This window comes from Paractinoplanes hotanensis (assembly GCF_023717965.1).
Classification (GTDB): Bacteria; Actinomycetota; Actinomycetes; order Mycobacteriales; family Micromonosporaceae; genus Actinoplanes; species Actinoplanes polyasparticus.
This window is the reverse complement of record NZ_JAMQOL010000069.1, coordinates 70,931-85,927: the sequence shown is the minus strand read 5'-3', so window position 1 is coordinate 85,927 and position 14,997 is coordinate 70,931. Positions and strand designations below refer to the sequence as shown.

Annotated in this window: 20 protein-coding genes; 12 read left to right on the top strand and 8 right to left on the bottom strand. The window is 69.1% G+C overall.

Features of this window, described 5'->3' with window-relative positions; genetic code table 11:
* Positions 1–20: 20 nt before the first annotated feature.
* Positions 21–602 (bottom strand): DUF6886 family protein, encoded by a 582-nt coding sequence (locus LXN57_RS41625; RefSeq protein ID WP_251803819.1) that lies wholly within the window; start codon positions 600–602, stop codon positions 21–23.
* A gap of 190 nt (positions 603–792) precedes the next feature.
* On the opposite strand from LXN57_RS41625, the gene LXN57_RS41620 reads away from it, so the two are divergent.
* Together LXN57_RS41620 and LXN57_RS41615 are read left to right on the top strand one after the other, a co-directional pair.
* Complete coding sequence (locus LXN57_RS41620) at positions 793–1,032, top strand: hypothetical protein (protein WP_251803818.1); 240 nt, start codon at positions 793–795, stop codon at positions 1,030–1,032.
* Positions 1,029–1,274, top strand: a complete 246-nt coding sequence (locus tag LXN57_RS41615; protein ID WP_251803817.1) for a hypothetical protein — start codon at positions 1,029–1,031, stop codon at positions 1,272–1,274. The genes LXN57_RS41620 and LXN57_RS41615 overlap by 4 nt, the downstream gene beginning before the upstream one ends.
* Here LXN57_RS41615 and LXN57_RS41610 read toward each other — a convergent pair.
* The gene (locus tag LXN57_RS41610) at positions 1,239–1,691 is read right to left on the bottom strand and encodes a GNAT family N-acetyltransferase (RefSeq protein WP_251803816.1); all 453 of its coding nucleotides are present in this window, start codon (positions 1,689–1,691) and stop codon (positions 1,239–1,241) included. The two genes, LXN57_RS41615 and LXN57_RS41610, sit on opposite strands and share 36 nt — an antisense overlap.
* Positions 1,688–2,176: a MarR family winged helix-turn-helix transcriptional regulator gene (locus LXN57_RS41605; RefSeq protein WP_251803815.1), complete on the bottom strand. Its 489-nt coding sequence runs from the start codon at positions 2,174–2,176 to the stop codon at positions 1,688–1,690. Before LXN57_RS41605 ends, LXN57_RS41610 begins: the two co-directional genes overlap by 4 nt.
* A gap of 99 nt (positions 2,177–2,275) precedes the next feature.
* On the opposite strand from LXN57_RS41605, the gene LXN57_RS41600 reads away from it, so the two are divergent.
* The 5 genes from LXN57_RS41600 (at position 2,276) to LXN57_RS41580 (ending at position 6,113) form a co-directional block, all read left to right on the top strand.
* Complete coding sequence (locus LXN57_RS41600; protein WP_251803814.1) at positions 2,276–2,839, top strand: NADPH-dependent FMN reductase; 564 nt, start codon at positions 2,276–2,278, stop codon at positions 2,837–2,839.
* A gap of 118 nt (positions 2,840–2,957) precedes the next feature.
* Positions 2,958–3,824 carry a G5 domain-containing protein gene (locus tag LXN57_RS41595; protein ID WP_251803813.1) on the top strand — a complete coding sequence of 289 codons (867 nt, stop codon included), beginning with the start codon at positions 2,958–2,960 and terminating at the stop codon, positions 3,822–3,824.
* A complete protein-coding gene (locus tag LXN57_RS41590; protein ID WP_251803821.1) occupies positions 3,824–4,555 on the top strand; it encodes a methyltransferase domain-containing protein in 732 nt (243 codons plus the stop codon). Before LXN57_RS41595 ends, LXN57_RS41590 begins: the two co-directional genes overlap by 1 nt.
* Positions 4,552–5,385, top strand: coding sequence for a nucleotidyltransferase domain-containing protein (locus tag LXN57_RS41585; protein WP_251803812.1), 834 nt, complete (start codon positions 4,552–4,554; stop codon positions 5,383–5,385). The genes LXN57_RS41590 and LXN57_RS41585 overlap by 4 nt, the downstream gene beginning before the upstream one ends.
* Positions 5,382–6,113 carry a Type 1 glutamine amidotransferase-like domain-containing protein gene (locus LXN57_RS41580; RefSeq protein WP_251803811.1) on the top strand — a complete coding sequence of 244 codons (732 nt, stop codon included), beginning with the start codon at positions 5,382–5,384 and terminating at the stop codon, positions 6,111–6,113. Before LXN57_RS41585 ends, LXN57_RS41580 begins: the two co-directional genes overlap by 4 nt.
* On the opposite strand, the gene LXN57_RS41575 is transcribed toward LXN57_RS41580, so the two are convergent.
* Positions 6,110–6,472: a PH domain-containing protein gene (locus LXN57_RS41575; protein WP_251803810.1), complete on the bottom strand. Its 363-nt coding sequence runs from the start codon at positions 6,470–6,472 to the stop codon at positions 6,110–6,112. The two genes, LXN57_RS41580 and LXN57_RS41575, sit on opposite strands and share 4 nt — an antisense overlap.
* A 16-nt stretch (positions 6,473–6,488) precedes the next feature.
* Positions 6,489–6,806, bottom strand: a complete 318-nt coding sequence (locus LXN57_RS41570; RefSeq protein WP_251803809.1) for a 4a-hydroxytetrahydrobiopterin dehydratase — start codon at positions 6,804–6,806, stop codon at positions 6,489–6,491.
* Positions 6,807–6,988: 182 nt separating this feature from the next.
* On the opposite strand from LXN57_RS41570, the gene LXN57_RS41565 reads away from it, so the two are divergent.
* Entirely contained in the window at positions 6,989–7,411 is a 423-nt protein-coding gene (locus LXN57_RS41565; protein ID WP_251803808.1) for a (deoxy)nucleoside triphosphate pyrophosphohydrolase, read from the top strand.
* On the opposite strand, the gene LXN57_RS41560 is transcribed toward LXN57_RS41565, so the two are convergent.
* Both LXN57_RS41560 and LXN57_RS41555 read right to left on the bottom strand, forming a co-directional pair.
* Complete coding sequence (locus LXN57_RS41560) at positions 7,400–8,938, bottom strand: long-chain-fatty-acid--CoA ligase (RefSeq protein WP_251803807.1); 1,539 nt, start codon at positions 8,936–8,938, stop codon at positions 7,400–7,402. The two genes, LXN57_RS41565 and LXN57_RS41560, sit on opposite strands and share 12 nt — an antisense overlap.
* Positions 8,935–10,107, bottom strand: coding sequence for an acyl-CoA dehydrogenase family protein (locus LXN57_RS41555; protein ID WP_221375624.1), 1,173 nt, complete (start codon positions 10,105–10,107; stop codon positions 8,935–8,937). Before LXN57_RS41555 ends, LXN57_RS41560 begins: the two co-directional genes overlap by 4 nt.
* A 61-nt stretch (positions 10,108–10,168) precedes the next feature.
* Here LXN57_RS41555 and LXN57_RS41550 point away from each other — a divergent pair, with 61 nt between their 5' ends.
* From LXN57_RS41550 to LXN57_RS41535, 4 genes are read left to right on the top strand one after another with little or no spacing between them, the layout of a single operon-like run.
* Positions 10,169–10,795: a TetR/AcrR family transcriptional regulator C-terminal domain-containing protein gene (locus LXN57_RS41550; protein ID WP_251803806.1), complete on the top strand. Its 627-nt coding sequence runs from the start codon at positions 10,169–10,171 to the stop codon at positions 10,793–10,795.
* Positions 10,795–12,192, top strand: a complete 1,398-nt coding sequence (locus LXN57_RS41545) for an aldehyde dehydrogenase family protein (RefSeq protein WP_251803805.1) — start codon at positions 10,795–10,797, stop codon at positions 12,190–12,192. The genes LXN57_RS41550 and LXN57_RS41545 overlap by 1 nt, the downstream gene beginning before the upstream one ends.
* Positions 12,189–13,295 (top strand): alcohol dehydrogenase catalytic domain-containing protein, encoded by a 1,107-nt coding sequence (locus LXN57_RS41540; protein WP_251803804.1) that lies wholly within the window; start codon positions 12,189–12,191, stop codon positions 13,293–13,295. Before LXN57_RS41545 ends, LXN57_RS41540 begins: the two co-directional genes overlap by 4 nt.
* Positions 13,296–13,300: 5 nt before the next feature.
* On the top strand, positions 13,301–13,882 hold the full coding sequence (locus tag LXN57_RS41535; RefSeq protein ID WP_251803803.1) for a Uma2 family endonuclease: 582 nt from the start codon (positions 13,301–13,303) through the stop codon (positions 13,880–13,882).
* 17 nt (positions 13,883–13,899) lie between these two features.
* Here the strand turns inward: LXN57_RS41535 and ychF are convergent, their stop codons facing one another.
* Positions 13,900–14,985 (bottom strand): redox-regulated ATPase YchF, encoded by a 1,086-nt coding sequence (gene ychF, locus LXN57_RS41530; RefSeq protein ID WP_251803802.1) that lies wholly within the window; start codon positions 14,983–14,985, stop codon positions 13,900–13,902.
* Positions 14,986–14,997 lie beyond the last annotated feature (12 nt).

Sequence of the window (14,997 nt, the reverse complement as noted above, 5' to 3'; positions counted from 1 at the left end):
GCGGCCGGCACCAAACGGTCCTAAACCCCGCCCGATAAAGATCCAACCAACGTGTTATTTCTCGGCGAGCCCTTAGCGTTGCGCAGGCGGATGCCGCTGAAGCCGAGCGTGCTCTCGACAACCTGATCCCAGAAGGGCCACAGGTTGTCGAGAACGCGCAACTGGATGCCGGCCTCGGCATGGCACGCGATCAAGTCCCCCACGGGGACGGCCGGGCCCAGCGGCTCGACCGGCTCGGTGGCGACCATGGCGTGCGGCTCGGACCCCGGTGCGGCGATCGGCTGGAACGGCCCCGCCTGGAGCCGGTAGGCGTAGACCCTGGTCGTACGCAACGCTTCCAGCCACCCGTACTCGATGGCATGCACACGCACCCCGCTGCCGGCCCCGACGATGCGCTCGCGATCCACATCGGACGTCCCGTCGACCACCCACGCCATCGCCCGCGGGCACTGACGCGGGAACCAGTAGTCGGGCGCCCGGTCGTGCCCGACCGCCCACACGTACGCCTCCGCCTCCTGCGAGGTGAGCGCGACGTGCGGCACGAACCGGGCGATCGTCGGGTCTTCGCTGAAGTGCAGCACTTCGCCGGGCCGTGGACGCATCCGCTCAGTCTCCCAGGGCACCGCCCGAGAGCGAGAGCACACTCCAGTCATCACGGCCGACTCGGCGCGATCGTCAGCGACCTCCTTGACGATCCGAGTGACCGGGTCGAGGTGGCGACCGGCGAGGAACACGTCGGGCAGGCAGGGCCAAGGCCGGAGCGAGCACATTTCGCCGCGGGACGGTCGCGGTATGGCGAAGACGAGAAAGGTAACGATCACGCTACCGGCGGAGCTGCTGGACAGCATGAAGACGCACACCGACAACGTCTCTGGTTATCTGACCGAGCAGGCCGAGCGGGCCGAGCGGCGCAGGCTTCTGCGAGAGGACCTGGACCACTACCAAGGTGAGTTCGGGGCTTTCACCGATCAGGAGATGGCCGAGGCGCAGGCTCTCCTGCATGGCACCGACGGGATGGAGCATGCGGCGTGAGCATCGAATCGCTGGTGCTCGACTCGCAGGGTCCTTCTTCGTGGATCGACCGGGACCGCAAGGTGATGCGGCTGCTGGAGCAGCCAGAGCGCGACACGGCTGATCTCGCCATATCGGCCGTGGCGACGCGGCTGTTGGCAAGCGCCTCGATCACCTCGCGACTGGACCAGCCGCGAGAGCCTGAGATTTTGCGCGACAGCGACGTCCTACAAAGTTCGCTCGTAGCAGACGGACAGGGTTGATCCGACGTACGGGCCGAAGAGCGGGATCTCGGTGTAGCCCTCGCGTTCGTAGAAGCGGATCGCCTCGGGCTGTTCCGTGCCGGTTTCGAGGCGCAGCGTCGTCCAGCCGCGGGTGACGGCGGCTGCTTCCAGGGCGCGCAGCACGGCCGTGGCCACGCCGCTGCCGCGGCTGGCTGGGACGACGTACATGCGCTTGATCTCGGCGCTTGTCCCGGTCAGGCGGCGGAGGGCGCCGCAGGCGAGGGGCGTGCCGTCGGGGGCCGAGGCGACCAGGAACAGGTCGATGTCGGCGGCGGTCGGCGCTGTGCCGGGCTCGTGGTCGTCGCTGCCGTAGCGCTCGTCGAGTTCGGCTCGCTGGGCCTTTCGCAAGGCGGCGCCGGCCGGATCGTCCCAGGGCCGTTCCTCAATGGTCGTCATCGCAGGTCCGCATCGGTGGCCATCTTGTTCAGCGCGGCGGCCAGGTCGTCGAGGTCGAGGCCGTCGAGGTGGTCGAAGATGTGGCGGCGGACGCTGGCCAGGTGGGTGGGCCAGGCCTCGCGCAGGCGGGCCAAGCCCTCGTCGGTCAGGACGGCGTTCCAGCCCCGGGCGTCCTCGTCGCACTTGACCCGGTTCAGGTAGCCCTGGGATTCCAGTTTGGCGGCCAGGCGGGTCATGCCGCTGAGGGACATGTCACACGACTGGGCCAGCTCGCTCATGCGCATCCGGCCGTTCGGGTCCTCGGAGAGGTGGCGCAGCACGTTGTATTCGCTCGCCGTCATGCGCTGCTCGGCCTCGAGGTCGGCGTTCATGGCCCGAGGTAGCACGAGCAGGAGCCGGCCGAGCGCCCGCATGACCGTCTCTTCCTCGGCGGAGAGGGCGGTGAGACCCGGTGGCAGTACCGGATCGGGTGATGTGGCGGACATGACGTTGATCGTAAGCCGGGATTGCAGGAATAGTTGCTTGACGCAGCAAGTTAGATCGCGAGGACACACCGACCAACGCCAGGCAAGGGAAGAACAGCGATGACCAAGATCGGCATTATCCTCGGCAGCACCCGCCCCGGCCGCAACGGCGAAGCCGTGGCCAAGTGGGTCTACGACGTCGCCGCCAAGCGCACCGACGCCGAGTTCGAGCTGGTCGACCTTCTCGACTACAACCTGCCCCACCTCGACGAGGCGATCCCGCCCTCGATGGGCCAGTACAGCCAGCCGCACACTATCGAGTGGGCCAAGAAGATCGACTCCTTCGACGGCTTCGTCTTCGTGACCCCGGAGTACAACCACTCGACGTCGGGCGCCCTGAAGAACGCGATCGACTTCCTCTTCAAGGAGTGGAACAACAAGGCCGCCGGCTTCGTCGGCTATGGCGCGGCCGGTGGCGCCCGCGCGGTCGAGCATCTGCGCCTGATCGCCGGCGAGCTCATGCTGGCCGACGTGCGCGCGCAGGTTCTGCTGTCGCTCGCGACCGACTTCGAGAACTACAGCAAGTTCCTGCCGAGCGAGCGTCAGGAGCAGGCCCTCGGCCTGGTCCTCGACCAGACCGTGACCTGGAGCAAGGCCCTCGAGACGGTTCGCAACGCCGCCTGAGCACACAAGAGATCAAAAACGCCACGAGGCCCCGGATGCTTGCGTCCGGGGCCTCGCGCCGCACAATGCATGGGTGCAAAACCAGACAACTAGTGACTCATTGCAGCAATTGCTCGAAATGCCACGAAAGTCTTGGTGGGCCCGGCTGCCTTTCGGCGTACGGATTACGGCCGGCACCACTGCGTTGCTCATCGTGATCGGCGCGGCCGTGGGCGGCGTCGCCGTGCTGACCAAGGACGGCCCCGACGCGCCGGGCATCGTCACCGCGGTCGGCCAGGCCGCTGCCCCGCAGGCCGACGCCGAACTTCAGGCGCCCGCGCCGCCCCCGTACGTTCCGGCCAAGCCCGGCCTCGACCCGGCGGCAACCCTGTCCCGTACGACCGATCAGGCCGACCGGACCGGCCCGCGCGAGCCACGCCGCGCGGCTGAGGCCCCGCCCAGGACTGCCGCGGCCCAGGCCCCCGTACGCACCCACACCCAACCGGACCGGCCGCAGGCGCCGATCAGCGCCGCCCCGGCGCAACCGTCGATCACCACCCGCACCGACGTCGAGAAGCGCGAGGTGCCCTTCCAGACCCGTTTCGTCCGCGACCCGTCGTTGCTGCGCGGCACCCGCAAGGTCACCGCGGCCGGCGTGCCCGGCGAGGAGGCGCTGCGCTACCTGGTGACGCTGACCGACGGCCAGGAGACCGACCGCAAGCTGATGGACATCACCGTCACCCGCGAGCCCCAGGATCGCGTGATCACCTTCGGCTCACGCCGCGGCTTCGGCCGTCCGCACGGCGGCCGCGACCGGGAGTGCCGTCGCAAGCTCGATCTCTGTGTGCCGCTGGGGCGCCGGGCCAAGGCGTACTGCACGGACGACCAGAACGAGCTGACCGTGCTCGGCCAGGACATCGAACTGCTCGACCTGGACGCGCTGGGTGGCGAGCCGCCGCAAATGGATTGCGCCGCCAAGCCGGAGATCCCCACACTGCCGCAGTGATGGACTTCGACGCCCTGCTCGACGAGGCCGCGGCCGTTCCGCTCGCGGGCTGGGACTTCTCGTGGTTCGAGGGCCGCGCGACCGAGCAACGGCCCTCGTGGGGGTACGCCGACCTGGTCGCCGAGCGGCTCACCGGTGCCGCGGCCGCGCTCGACCTGCAGACCGGGGGCGGCGAGGTCTTCGCGTACGCCATGGCGAAAGCCGGCACCGCTGGGCAACGCGTCGCCACCGAGGCCTGGCCGCCGAACATCCCGGTGGCCAAGGCCAGAATTCCGCAGGTGGTCGCGACCGACGGGCTGCCGTTCCGCGACGACTCGTTCGACCTGGTGGTGAGCCGCCACCCGGTCACCACGGACTGGCCCGGGATCGCCCGCGTGCTCCGGGGCGGTGGGACCTTCCTGTCCCAGCAGATCGGCGCCGGCAGCAATCGCGAGCTCTCCGAGGCCATGATGGGTCCGCTTCCGCCGCCGGCCCACCAGCACCCCGAGCAGATCGCGGCGGCCGCGGAAGCTGCCGGTTTCGAGGTCCTGCGAGTACGCGATGAGCGCCTGCGCGCCGAGTTCCACGACGTCGCCGCGGTGGCGCATTTCCTGCGCAAGGTCGTGTGGACGGTGCCCGATTTCACGATCGGGAAGTACCGCGCCCAGTTGCGAGCCGTCCACGACGAGATCACCGTGAAGGGCATGTTCGTGTCCCACGCCACCCGCGTTCTGATCGAGGCACGCCGATGACCCTGAGCGACACCCGGTTGGCCGAGATCGCCGCCGAGGTCGGCCGTGTCCCCGGCGTGATCGGTGTCGTGCTGGGCGGCAGCCGGGCCCGCGGCACGCACACCCCGGAGTCCGACACCGACCTGGGCATCTACTACCGCGCCCCGCTCGACGTCGACCGCCTCGGCGCGGTTGCCCGGTCCCTGTCCGGGGCCTCGGCCCGGGTCACCGAGCCCGGCGGCTGGGGTCCGTGGGTCGACGGCGGCGGCTGGCTCGAGGTCGACGGCGGTGCGCTCGACTTCATCTATCGCGACCTCGACCGCGTACGCGGGGTGTGCGCCGACGTCGGGCAGGGCCGCTACGCCTTCCATCAGCAGGGTGGCCACCCGCTCGGGTTCGCCGATCACGCGTACGCCGGGGAATTGGCCCTGGGCCGGATCCTGAGTGACCCGACCGGCGAGCTGGCCCGCCTGCGGAGCAGTCTGCAGCCTTACCCGCCGGCGCTGTCCCAGGCCCTGGTCGCCGGCCTGTGGGAAGCCGACTTCCTGGTCGCGGTCGCGCGCAAGGGCCTGCCGCGCACCGACACCGCCTTCGTCGCCGGCTGCCTGTTCCGGCTGGTCGGCGTGTGTGCGCACGCCCTGCACGGCGCGGCCGGCCGGTGGCTGATCAACGAGAAGGGCGCCGTGGCCGCCACCAATGCTCTGCCGGGCGCTCCCGAGCGTTTCGCCGAGCGGGTCGATCAGGCCTTCGCCGCGGTCGAGGGCGACCCGCTGCGGTTGCGGCTGGCCATCGACATCGCCGCCGACCTGGTGCTCGACACCACCGATGCCTGCACGATGATGGTGCGGTGACTGCCGACGAGCCCACGATCCTGGCCACCAGCGCGTTTTTCGAGGTCGGGCCGTTCGGCGACTTCGCCTGGCGGCCCGGGCGCATTCACCGGCTCGCCGCCGAGCTGGCCCGGGTGCCGCGACCGCGGATCTGCTTCCTGACCCAGGCCAGCGGCGACCCGGCGGCCATCATCGGCGCGCACTACGCGGCCTTCGCCGGCACCGAATTCGTCGCGTCGCACCTGCAGCTCTTCCCCATGCCGAACGTCACCGACATCCGCGCCCACCTGCTCGAGCAGGACATCATCTGGGTGCACGGCGGCAGCGTGGCCAACCTGTGCGCGGTGTGGCGGGCGCACGGCGTCGACGAGATCCTGCACGAGGCCTGGCAGTCGGGCGTGGTGCTCGGTGGCGTCTCCGCCGGCTCGATCTGCTGGCATCAGGGCGGCAGCACCGACAGCTACGGTCCCGGCCTGCGCGGCTTCACCGACGGACTGGGCTGGCTGCCGTACTCGAACGGCGTGCACTACGACGCCGAGGCGCAGCGGCGGCCCAAGATGCACGAGCTGATCGGCGACGGCACGCTCGGCGACGGCTACGCGACCGACGACGGCGCCGGGTTGGTCTATCGCGGCACCACGCTGAGCGAGGTGGTGGCCGACCGGCCGGGCCCGCTGGGATACGAGCTCAAGCGCGCGGCCGACGGTTCGGTGACCGAGACGCCGCTGCCGACGCGGGTCCTCAGCTAGCTGGCGTAGTGCAGGATCACGTTGTGCACGTGGTGGGTCTTCTCCGAGCCGCGGAACTCGACCTCGTAGACGTGCTGGCCGACCGTGATCGCGATCGTGCCGGTGGAGAAGAACTGGCCGGCCCAGCTCTTGTTGCTGACCACGCTGACGCTACTGACCTTCGAGTACGGGATGCTGGTGAGCGCGACGCGCTTGCCGACGAACGACTTGTCCTGGATGATCACGCGCCGGTTGGTCAGGCCGATGAAGCCCGTGCCGGCGCCCACCGCGTCGTACACGGCGATGATCTGCTCGCCGTCCAGCAGGCCGCTCTCGATCTGCTGGAGCTGCCCCTTGCTGTCGTAAATCAATTCACCCATGGCCCGAGAGTAGCGATCAAGGGCCATGGGGAGCGGTGACCGTACGGTAGAAGTCCTCGATCCGAGCCGCCAGGGCAACCTCACCGTCCGTGAGCGTGTCGCCGTCGCGGTCACCCAGACAGATCTGAGTGTGACCGTCGGTTCGCCGGATGCTGGGGCGTATGCGCAGTGTGTCCGCCGCCACCTTGATCCGTTCCGTCAATGCGGCATGCTGACTGTCGTCGCACGCCAGTTCGCGCTTGAGCTGAACGCCGTCCTGCGTCCAGCCGCTCAGCAGCGTCAGAGCGTCGCTGAGGTAATCGGAGCGCTTCACCCGTTGTCTTCTGGCCCGCATCGCCGCACCCCCTAGGCGTCGTTGCCGGCTTGTGGCCAAACTGTCGCCGTGTCGTCATGGTCGGTGCCACAAGTGTTGCTTCCCGGGGCAACCATGTCCACGCCCACATATACGTGTTTGCGTGACGATCGGGACGCCTCGGGCAACCTGAACGATAAAGTTTTGTGGGAAGCTCTTGATTCATGCCGCCGAAACAGCACGTCAAGGAAACAAAGTCACGAAGGGTAATCGTGGCTGCGGTGATCATCACGGATGGCCGGGTCCTGGCGTGCGAGCGCTCCGCGCCGGTCGAGGTCGCCGGCCGCTGGGAGTTCCCCGGCGGAAAGGTCGAACCGGGCGAAACTGACGAGCAGGCGCTGGCCCGCGAGTGCGCGGAGGAACTGGGCGTCCGCGTCGCGGTCGGTGACCGCGTCGGGCCCGATGTCTCCCTGGCGCACGGCCGGGCTGTGCTGCGGGTCTTCGCCGTACGCCTGCTGGAAGGCGACGTGCCGCGGGCGCTGGAGCACACGTCCATGCGCTGGCTCGCCAAGGACGAGCTGGACAGCGTGCACTGGCTGCCCGCGGACAAGCCGATCGTCGCCGAGCTCCCGGCCCTACTGGGCTGAGGGCTCCGAACCGTACGTCTTGCGCAGTTCCCGCTTCAGCACCTTGAAGCTGGGCCCGAGCGGGAGCTGCTGGGCGAACCGGATCTGCCGCGGGTATTTGTGCTTGCCGAGCTTCTCGCGCGACCACTCGATCAGTTCCTCGGCCGTGACGCCGCCCGGGTCGGGCACCACCACCGCGCAGATCTCCTCGCCGTGCACCGGGTCGGGCACGCCGATCACCGCCACCTGCTGCACGGCCGGGTGCCGGGCCAGCGCCTCTTCCACCTCGCGCGGATAGACGTTGAAGCCACCACGGATGACCAGGTCCTTCTTGCGGTCGACGATCGTGATGAAGCCGTCCGCGTCCTTGGTGCCGAGGTCGCCGGTGCGGAACCAGCCGTCCACCATCGCCTCGGCCGTCGCCGACGGGTTGTCGAGATAGCCGGCGAAGACGTTGTGGCCGCGGATGACGATCTCGCCCAGCTCGCCGTCGTCCATCAGCTCGATGCGCTCGTCGACCTCGGGCCGGGCGATCTCGACCTCGACGCCCCAGATGGGATGGCCGACCGTGCCCGGCTTCGCGCCGAACGCGGGCTGGTTGGTGGTCGCGGTCGGTGAGGTCTCCGAGAGCCCGTACCCCTCATAGATGGTGGCGTGGAACGTGTCGTTGAACTTCTCGAGCACCGCGACCGGCAGCGACGCGCCGCCCGAGACGCAGAGCCGCAGGTCGGGCAGCTTGTCGGCCTTGGCTGCGGCCTCGAGCAGGCCGATGTACATCGTCGGCACGCCGTGGAAGATCGTGACGTTCTCGCGGACCATGAGCTGGATCGCGGCCTCGCCGGTGAAACGGGCCATCAGCACCATGGTGCCGCCCAGCCGGAACGTCCCGTTCATGCCCACGGTCTGGCCGAATGTATGGAACAGCGGCAGGCAGCCCATCACGATGTCGTCGTCGTTCAGGTCGTGGATGTCGAAGACGTTGACCATCGTGTTCATCACGAGGTTGAGGTGGGTGAGCAGGGCGCCCTTGGGCTTGCCGGTGGTGCCGCTCGTGTAGAAGACCACCGCCACGTCCTCGGCCTCGCGGCTCTCATACGTCCGCAGCGGTGCTCCGGTGGCCTCCTCCAGCCTGTCCACGCCGGGTACGGCGGGACCGACCGACACGACCGGGATATCGGCGATCCTGGCCGCGGAAGCCGCGTTCTCGAGCTGGCTGGCGTGGGCCACCAGCAGTTTCGCCCGGCTGTCCTGCAGGACGTACGCGTTCTCCTCCGGGGTGAGGAGCAGGTGCATCGGGACGATCGTGGCCCCGGCCGCCAGCACCGCGTAATACACGCGCGGGAAGTCGGCGAGGTTGGGAATCTGGACGGCGACCACGTCACCCGGCCCGATGCCCAGACTCTTCAGGCCACCCGCGTACGCCAGGGTCTGTCGCCAGAGGTCGCGGTACGTGATGCGTTCGGTGGTCAGACTGTCGATCACTGCGATTTTGTCGGGATACTTCCGGGCCGACTCCGCCAGGACGGTGGCGAGCGACAACTGGGTCATGCCAAGTGCCCTCCGATCTTGGTGTACCCGCGGAGCAGGTCGCGGGAGATGATCAGACGCTGCATCTCATCGGTACCCTCATAGATACGCATGAGTCGCACCTGGCGGTACCACCGTTCGATCGGAAGCTCGCGGGTGTAGCCCATTCCACCGTGGATCTGCATGACACGGTCTACCACGTTGTTGACCATCTGGGCGCCGTAGAGCTTGGCCATGGACGACGCGTGCCGGGGATCCTCGCCCTGGTCAACCGTCCACGCGGCGCGCAGGATGAGCCAGCGGGCGGCCTCCAGCTCGACCTCGGAGTCGGCGATCATCCACTGGATGGCCTGGTTCTCACCGATCTTGCGGCCGAAGGTCTCGCGGGTGTTCGCGTACTCGATCGCCATGCCCAGCGACCGCTCGGCGATGCCCAGGGCGTTGGAGGGGATGAGGTAGCGACCCTTGCCGATCCACTTCATGCCCAGTTCGAAGCCCTGGCCGATCTCGCCCAGGATGTTGCGCGCGGGCACCCGGACGTCGTCGAAGATCAGCGCGGCCGGGCCGCCCTCGCCCATGGTCTGGATGAACTCGGAGCGCCAGCCCATCTCGCGGTCGACCAGGAAAGCCGTGGTGCCGCCGCCGCGCACACCCTTCTCGCGATCGGTGACCGCGACGACGATCACGAAGTCGGCGTCGTTGCCGTTGGTGATGAACGTCTTCTCGCCGTTGAGAATCCAGTCGTCGCCGTCCTGACGGGCGCTGAGCTTGATGTTCGCCGCGTCCGAGCCGGCGCCGGGCTCGGTGATGGCGAAGCAGGAGATCCGGTCGCCCTCGATCGTGGGCACCAGAAATTCCTGTTTCTGCTGCTCGTTGGCGTAGTAGAGGATGTTGTCAGCCTCGCCGCCGAACTTGAACTGCACGAAGGTGCGGCCCACCTCGGTCCAGATCAGCGACTGCAGGACGGCCGGCAGGTCCATCCCGCCGTACTCCTCCGGTGTGGACAGGCCCCAGAAGCCGAACTTCTTGGCCTTCTGTTGCAGCTCGCGCAGCTCGCTGCGGTCGAGGCCGGGCTCGTGGCGGCGCTCGCGCAGCAGCGCCTCCTGTTCGAGCGGCATGACCTCGCGGGTGATGAACTGGCGGGCGGTGTCGCGAATCGCGCGTTCCTCGTCGGTGAGCGAGAAGTCCATGCCTCGTAAACTAGCGGTGTAAGTTTTAGCGCGTCCAGTGCACGTTTTTCAGGAGGGCCTCATGGCGCGACCCCGGCAGACGCTGCTGACCCGTTCGCGGATCATCGAGGCAGCCTCGGCTCTGGTCGACTCGGAGGGCCTGGACGCGCTCTCCACCCGCCGCCTCGCCACCGAGCTGGGCGTGCAGGGGCCCTCGCTCTACAACCACTTCGCGACCAAGGCTTCGATCGTGGACGCGGTCGCCGACGCCGTGATCGACCAGGTCGACGTGTCGGCCTTCGGGACCTTCCCGTGGAACGAGGCGCTGCGACGCTGGGCGCGCTCCTACCACGCGGTGCTCGCGGCGCATCCGAATGTCGTGCCGGTGCTCGCCCAGGGGCCGGGGCGCCGGCCCGCCGCACTGGCGATGGCCGAGGCCGTGTACGGCGCGCTCGTGGACGCCGGGTGGAGTTATGCACAGGCCACGCACATCGGCGCGCTCATGAGATACCTGGTCACGGGCTCGTCGCTGGGGTCGTTCGCGCTCGGCTTCGACGTCGATCCCGATCTCTACGACCGTTATCCACACCTTCGGCACGCACCCCGTCTGGCGGAGCATCATGAAGCCGTGGACGAGGGCGCCTTCGAACTCGGACTGGACCTGCTGATCACCGGCCTCACGGCCCGATACGAGATGGGGACCCGCTGATGACATCGCTCGACCGGCCACAGCTCTACCTCGGCGGAGAGTGGGTCACACCCGCCTCCGCCGACACCATCGCGGTGGAAAATCCCGCCACCGAAGAGGTGCTGGGTCACGTGCCGGCGGGCACCGCGGCCGACGTCGATCGCGCGGTGGCGGCGGCCCAGGCCGCTTTCCCGGGTTGGGCAGTGTCCACCGACCGTGCGGCGGTGCTCGATCGCCTGCACACCTCGTTGGCTTCGCGTGCCGGCAAGATCGCCGAGACTGTCGGGCTCGAACTGGGCGCACCTCTCAAGATCGCCAAGGCGGTCCAGGCGGGCCTTCCGCTCGCGGTCCTTCGTTCGTACGCCGATCTGGCCGCGAAGCCCGTGCCCGAGCGCACCATCGGCAACTCCGTGATCGAGCACGAGCCGATCGGTGTCGTCGGCGCGATCACCCCCTGGAACTACCCGCTGCACCAGGTGGTGGCCAAGGTGGCGGCGGCCCTGGCGGCCGGCTGCACGGTTGTGCTCAAGCCCAGCGAGCTGACCCCGCTGGTGGCGTTCCTGCTGGTCGACGCGGCCGAAGAGGCGGGCGTCCCGGCCGGCGTGCTCAACGTGGTGACCGGCACCGGCCCGGTGGTCGGGGCCGCGATCGCCGGTCACCCGGGGGTCGACATGGTGTCGTTCACCGGCTCGACGACCACCGGCCGGGCCATCACCCACGCCGCCGCCGACCGCATCGCCAAGGTCGCGCTCGAACTGGGCGGCAAGTCGGCCAACGTCATCCTCGAGGACGCCGACGTGACCCGCGCCGTGAAGGTGGGCGTGGGCAACGCGTTCCTGAATTCAGGCCAGACGTGCACGGCCTGGACGAGGATGCTGGTGCACCGCAGCCACTACGACGAGGCGGTCGCTCTGGCCGCCAAGACGGCCGACGGCTACACGGTCGGCGACCCGTTCGCCCCCGAGACGCGGCTCGGCCCCCTTGTTTCCCGCGCCCAGCGCGAGCGGGTGCTGGGCTTCGTCGAGCGGGCCACCGCCCGCCGGGTGACCGGCGATCCTTCCCTGCCCGGCAAGGGTCACTTCGTCGCGCCGACCGTCTTCGCCGACGTCGACCCGTCCAGCGAACTCGCCCAGGAAGAGATCTTCGGCCCGGTGCTCTCGATCATCCCGTTCTCGTCCGACGACGAGGCCGTCGCGATCGCCAACAACTCCAAGTACGGCCTGGCCGGCGGCGTCTGGGGTTCCGACGAGCGGGCCCTGTCGGTGGCGCGGCGGCTGCGCACGGGCCAGGTCGACGTCAACGGCGGTTCGTTCAACCCGGTCGCGCCGTTCGGCGGCTACAAGCAGTCCGGTGTCGGGCGTGAACTGGGTGAGTTCGGTCTGTCCGAGTTCCAGCAGGTGAAGGCGATTCAGCGATGACGGCTTACTTCGACGGCCTGGTCCTCCACTCGTCCGGCACGAGGCCCGCGGTGGCCGAACTGCACCGGCCCGAGGTGGGTCCGGGCCAGGTTCGCGTCAAGGTGCGCGCGGCCGGCGTGTGTCATTCCGACCTGTCCATGGTGAACGGCACCATCCGCCCGTCCTTCCCGCTGGTGCTCGGGCACGAGGCGGCCGGCGAGGTCGTCGAGGTGGGCGAGCACGTCACCCGGGCCGCGGTCGGCGATCACGTGGTGCTCAACTGGCAGCCCGCCTGCCGCAACTGCTGGTTCTGCGCGAACGACCAACCGTGGCTGTGCTCGACGTCGTCCGGCGTGGCCTCGCTCGAGAACGGCGTGACCCTAGACGGCGTGCCGGTGCACGTGGCGCTGGGCCTGGGCGCCTTCGCCGACCAGGTGGTGGCGCCCGAGAACGCGGTGATCCCGGTGCCCCCGGCGCTCGACTTCGAGGTCGCGGCGCTGCTCAGCTGCGGCGTCCTGACCGGGGCGGGCGCGGTGCGCAACACGGCCCAGGTGCAGCCCGGCCAGTCGGTCGTGGTCATCGGGCTCGGCGGCGTCGGCCTGTCAGTGGTCGCGGCGGCCCGGGCCGCCGGCGCCTCCGACGTGATCGCGGTCGACGTCTCCGAGGCCAAGAAGGGGCTGGCCGAGGCGGCGGGCGCGACCGACTTCGTGGTCTCGTCGGACGCTCTGTCGAAGGAAATCCGTGGCCGCACCTCGGGCCGCGGCGCCGACCACGCCTTCGAGTGTGTGGGCCGGGCCGCGACGATCCGGGCTGCCTGGCGTGCCACCCGCCGCGGCGGTCAGGTCACCGTCGTCGGCATGGGCTCGAACGACGACCAGGTGTCGCTGTCCGCATTGGACATCTTCTCGTCGGCACGCATCCTGCGGTCGTCGGTCTACGGCTCAGCCGACTTCGACATCGAGATCCCCCGCCTGGCCGACGACGTCCTGTCGGGCCGCCTGTCCCTCGACCACCTGATCACCGACCGCATCGCCCTGGCCGACGTCCCCGACGCGTTCGACCGCATGTCCCGAGGTGAGGGCGCCCGCTCCGTCGTCACGATCGGTCAGGCGTTGCTACCGTGACAACCATGACAGCGGTGCCCGAGTGGATGCGCCCGCCCCGCCCCGAGGGCTGGTTCGCCGACGACCTCGACCACCTTCCCGAAGCGCCACGTCATACCGAATTGATCGACGGAGCACTCGTCTTCATGATGTCCCCCCAGCGCTCCTGGCACGCTCGGTTGGTCACCGCCCTGGTGGTTTCCCTCGCCGAACAGGCACCGCCGGGTATCGAGGTCGAGCGGGAGATGACCATCCGGCTCGACAAGCGAAACCGCCCCGAGTCGGACCTCTTGGCGACGACGGCGCCCTACGAGCCGGATCGAACCTTCTACACACCCGACCAAGTGCTGCTTGTCGTCGAGGTGGTCTCGCCCGAGTCAGCCCACCGCGATCGCACAGTGAAGCTGCGCAAGTATGCGGAAGCCGGCATCCCGAACTACTGGCGCGTCGAGGACGAGGACGAAGCACCGGTGGTCTACGCCTACGAACTCGACGGGCCAACCCGTTCTTACGCACCGACCGGCATCCATCGGGACGAGCTGCGCACCGGCGCGCCCTTCCCGATGGAACTCGACTTGAACAAGCTGGTGCCCGGCCGCAACGGCTGAGCCGGGCCCGGCTGGGCTCAGACGTTGAAGCGGAACTCGACGACGTCGCCGTCCTTCATGATGTAGTCCTTGCCTTCCATGCGGACCTTGCCGGCCGCCTTGGCGGCGGACATGGAGCCGGCGGCCATCAGGTCGTCGAAGCTGACGATCTCGGCCTTGATGAAGCCTCGCTGGAAGTCGCTGTGGATGACGCCGGCGGCCTCCGGAGCGGTGGCGCCGGTCGGGATGACCCAGGCGCGGGCTTCCTTCGGGCCGGCCGTCAGGTAGGTCTGCAGGCCGAGCGTGTTGAAGCCGATGCGGATCAGCTGGTCGAGGCCGGGCTCGGTCTGGCCGGTGGACTCGAGCAGCTCCTGCGCCTCGTCCGGCGGGAGGTCGATCAGCTCGGACTCGATCTTCGCGTCCATGAAGACGGCCTCGGCCGGGGCGACCAGGGCGCGCAGCTCGTCGAGGAACGCCGCGTTGTTCAGCTCGGCCTCGTCGACGTTGAAGACGTACAGGAAGGGCTTGGTAGTCAGCAGGTGCAGCTCGCCCAGCAGCGACACGTCGACGCCCGCCGCGGCGGCGCCCGCGTGCAGGGTGATGCCGTCGTTGAGCAGCTTGAACGCGCCCTCGGCGGCGGCCACCGTGGCGGCCCGCTCCTTCTTGAGCTTCGCCTCTTTCTGCAGGCGGGGCAGCACCTTCTCGACCGTCTGCAGGTCGGCCAGGATCAGCTCGGTGTTGATCGTCTCGATGTCGTCGGCGGGTGAGACCTTGCCGTCGACGTGCAGCACGTTGGGGTCGCTGAAGGCGCGCACGACCTGGCAGATCGCCGAGGCGTCGCGGATGTTGGCGAGGAACGCGTTGCCGCGGCCCTGACCCTTCGACGCGCCGCGCACCAGGCCGGCGATGTCGACGAAGCTCACCGGGGCCGGGATGATCTTTTCGCTGCCGAACAGCTCGGCCAGCTTGCCCAGCCGCTCGTCGGGCAGCCCGACCACGCCGACGTTCGGCTCGATCGTCGCGAACGGGTAGTTCGCGGCGAGCACGTCGTTCTTGGTCAGGGCGTTGAACAGGGTGCTCTTGCCGACGTTGGGCAGGCCGACGATGCCGATGGTGAGGCTCACGGAACGCTAGTC